Genomic DNA, 3,561 nt, shown 5'->3' with positions numbered 1-3,561 from the left:
TCATTGACCACCGTGTCGGCCGGGCCTTTGGCAATGTCGGAGAAAGCCAGGTGGGCGCGGCCGCCCTTGAGCGGGTAAGTGGCCTGGTTGCCCTCGACGGAAAAGCTCAGGGCCGAACGGTCGAGGATGTTTTCCGCAAAAAGGCAGCGAACCAAGCGGCGCATGGCGTTTTTGCGGGAGTAGGCGATCAGTGTCTTGAAGTCATCCATATCAGCGGTCTGCTCATCGAAAATTGAATAAAGAGATCAAGCGGCGGCGCTTGTCGTGTGTGGCCAGTGGCTCGGGAAGTAATCGAGCGCCGAGTCGCGCAGGCCTTGCATGTAGGCCACGCTCCACTGAAGGACTTCCTCGATATACGGCACCTTGAGGTCGAAACGTTTGGCCATTTCCACCAGCAGCACCAGGCCGTAGGCGACGTCTTCGTTGAAGGCCCGGCTCTCGCGCTCGATCACGTAACCGGCGCGGTTGCCGGCGGCTGGCACCATCGGCGCGAGGATGTCGTTGTAGGCCTGATTGGTGCGCAGGATCGACAGCATGCTGCTCTGGTCGCGGATCTGCTCGCCGTAGGCCTCGACGATTTCCTGTTTCAGGGATTTCACCGAGGACAGGTCGATGCCCAGTCGTTGGCTGATCACTGCGCACAAGTCCTGACTTTCCTGATCCATGCGTTCGAGGAAGTAAGCGCCCAGTTCCGGGCACTCGGTCCACCAGCACATGGGTTGCGGGAAGATCTTGCGATGCCACTGGCCGTACGGGCCGATGAGGCCGTAGATCACCGAGCTGTGCATGATCGGGTTACCCGGCGTCAGGGTGATCTCCAGATAGTGGTCGAGCATCGTCACGCACGGGCCGTACAACCGCGTCAGGATTTCCTCCAGTTGCTGACTGGACGCCCGCGACTCGCGGGCATGGGTTGCCACATACAGCTGGCTTTTGCCGCCGCCCATTTTGATCGAGCGCCCCGGTGTCAGCTCGAACGCAGTATGCGGAACATCCTTCATGCCCCAGATCACTACATTCGGCCGATCGGGCAGGGTAGCTTCAGCCAGCCAGTCGAAACCACAAAACCCCGGAATCGCGCCGACGTAAACCGGTTTGCTCGCGCTCAGATGCGGCGCAATGGCCTTCAGCGTTTGTGGTCGGGCATGGGCGGGCACGGTGATGATGACGATGTCGGCATCTTCCACCGCCGCTTTTGCATCGCTGGTTACCCGATCCAGCCGGGCACTCAGGGTCGAGCCATCGGGCAGCAAGGCCTGCATCGGCGTGTGACGGGCGTGCTGTTCGATGACCTGCGGATTATGGGTGTGCATCGAAACCTGAACGTTGGGCAGTTGCTTGAACAGGATGGCGTTGAGATGGCCGGTCCTGCCGCCACCACAGATGGCGACTTTCAACAGATTCATCGAGAGGCGTTCCTGTGTGATGGTTGAGTCATGCGACGCTCAGTTGCAGCGGCGCGGAAACGGATTCCAGCCATTGGGTCTTGCCCAGCCAGGCATCCAGTTGCGGTGCGATGCCCGGGTCGATCAGGTCGCGCTCTTGCAGCCATTTATCGTCGAACACGGTGTGCAGGTATTTCTCGCCGCCGTCGGCAATCGGCACAACTACGCTGCCGGTCAGTACGCCCTTGTGGATCAGCTCCAGCGCCTTGAAAATTGCACCACCGGTCGAGCCGCCGACCAGCAGGGCGAAGTTGCGCGCGATGTAGCGGGCCGTTTCGAACGCCTGAGAGTCGGTGACCTGCACACCCAGATCGATGCAGCTGTAGTCGAGCACCAGGCCGACAGTGTCACCGGCCGGCGTACCGGTGCCGGATTGGTAGTAGGGATAGCCGGGGTGGCCGAAGACGATCGAACCGGCGGGTTCCACCGCGACGGTCACGGTGTCCGGGTTGTGCACTTTCAAGCCACGTGCGATGCCGGTCATCGAACCGCCGGTGCCGACACAACCAACGTAAGCGCCGACAACGCCTTCAGCCTGAGCAATGGTTTCGCGGACGAAATCACTGTAGCCGCCGGCATTGGCTGCGTTGTCGGACTGGTTCATGAACACTGCCCCGGGGATCTCGGCCGCCAGTTCGGCTGCCATACGCTGGCGCTCGACCACCGCGACTTCATCTTCGCGATACGTACCTTTGACGAAACGAATGTCGGCCCCCAGAGCCTTCATCACCGCGATCTTGTCTTGCGCCGCGTGATGGTCGACCACAGCGATAAAGTGCAGGCCGAACTCGACCGCTGCCATGGCCAAGCCAATCCCGGTGTTGCCGGAGGACGACTCGACGACCACGCCGCCGGGTTTCAATCGACCGGACTTGAGCGCAGCCAATACCATGTTGCGTGCCATACGGTCTTTGATACTGCCGCCGGGATTGTTTTTTTCAATTTTCAACAATAAACGGGCGTTGGTGTCCGGAACATCGATGCCCAACATCGGCGTATTACCGATAAGGTCGGATACTTTATTCAAGATCATTTAAATTGTTTCCTTTAGTAGTCAGGTGAAAACGCAAAGTTACCTTCCGTACAACAGGTCGCCGTCAACCGCCGGGGCAGGGGGTGGCGATGAAACTCGTTCTCCAGCAAGTCCATCTGATAACCGGCGGTATTGATGTAAATCAATAAGTCGCCGGCTTGAGGCACAGTCGCGAAGTTGATCAGGCGATGAGTGATGACGTCATCGTCCAGGCAGCTATGGCCCGCTATATACGCTTGGGTCGGTGTGTCGGGCAGTTCTTTTGTGCTGATGAGTATTGGATCAACCAGGTATTCAGAAGCGAACCAGGTTTCGCAGGCGCTGAAACTGCTGCCCTCAACAAAAATTACGGTTTTGTTGTCGGCCAGTTTTTTTGTGCGTGTGACGCGGAATATTGAAATGGCCGCCTGGTCCACCAGACTCCGACCGGGTTCCAGTGCCAGGGTTATATTCTGTCGGTTCAAATAGTTTGCGATGGAGAGGCCTTTTGAGTGTTCGGCCTCGAGTAATAACGTCAACCATTGCGGCGCTGTCAGGTCGCTGCCGTAAGGGTAATAGGCAGCGGGAACTTTCAGGTTATGATAATGGCTGGGGTTATTGTCGTTTTGCAGGAACCGAGCATAGTCCTGGGGCTCGACATAACGAATCGGCAAGCCGCCGCCAATATCAATCATCCGCGGATTCAAGCCCATTTCCCTGGCCGCCTCGACGAACCCGGTGACCTCACGAAAGGCTTGTGCACGGGGTTCAAATCCATAGCCGCCGAGATGGAAATGGAAACCCTCGAAGTGAAAAGACTCAGCGTATTTCGTCAACCGTTGAAGGCCTTCGAGCAAGTCTTCCGAGCCCATTCCAAATCGACTCCCTGGACTGCTCCTAGGTCTGTAGCGCAGTAAAACCTTGGCTTTGGCAAGGCTTGGCTGTGCGTTGATCACGCTTTTCAGGTGATCGAACTCTTCCAGCGAGTCCACGCAAATCAATGAACCGGCGCTGATCAGTGCTTGATGAAACGCGGCAGTTTTGGCCGGTCCCGTGGCACAGATTTTTTCTGCTGGCGTGCCGGCTCGCAGCGCTGCATGCAAC

The 3,561-nt window shown here is 58.0% G+C and carries 3 protein-coding genes and 1 pseudogene; all 4 read right to left on the bottom strand.

Annotation, left to right across the window (positions count from 1 at the left end):
- Window positions 1-209, bottom strand: a pseudogene (locus ACXRVY_RS20415) (IucA/IucC family protein); the annotation flags it as partial.
- Between the two features lie 36 nt (window positions 210-245).
- Window positions 246-1,406 (bottom strand): NAD/NADP-dependent octopine/nopaline dehydrogenase family protein, encoded by a 1,161-nt coding sequence (locus tag ACXRVY_RS20410; RefSeq protein WP_223458038.1) that lies wholly within the window; start codon window positions 1,404-1,406, stop codon window positions 246-248.
- A 28-nt stretch (window positions 1,407-1,434) separates the two neighbouring features.
- On the bottom strand, window positions 1,435-2,478 hold the full coding sequence (locus ACXRVY_RS20405; RefSeq protein WP_223458035.1) for a PLP-dependent cysteine synthase family protein: 1,044 nt from the start codon (window positions 2,476-2,478) through the stop codon (window positions 1,435-1,437).
- 14 nt (window positions 2,479-2,492) lie between these two features.
- Window positions 2,493-3,561, bottom strand: a 1,069-nt coding sequence (locus ACXRVY_RS20400) for a Y4yA family PLP-dependent enzyme (RefSeq protein ID WP_458238098.1), incomplete at its 5' end; no start/stop codon positions are given.

This window comes from Pseudomonas sp. P5_A2_2 (genome assembly GCF_054177685.1).
The sequence above is the reverse complement of the archived record's forward strand: the minus strand, read 5'-3'. Positions and strand labels throughout refer to the sequence as shown.

Excerpts from the sequence above, each read along its gene's own strand:
- ACXRVY_RS20410 (WP_223458038.1), bottom strand. The coding sequence starts at position 1,406 with ATGAATCTGTTGAAAGTCGCCATCTGTGGTGGCGGCAGGACCGGCCAT.
- ACXRVY_RS20405 (WP_223458035.1), bottom strand. The coding sequence starts at position 2,478 with ATGATCTTGAATAAAGTATCCGACCTTATCGGTAATACGCCGATGTTG.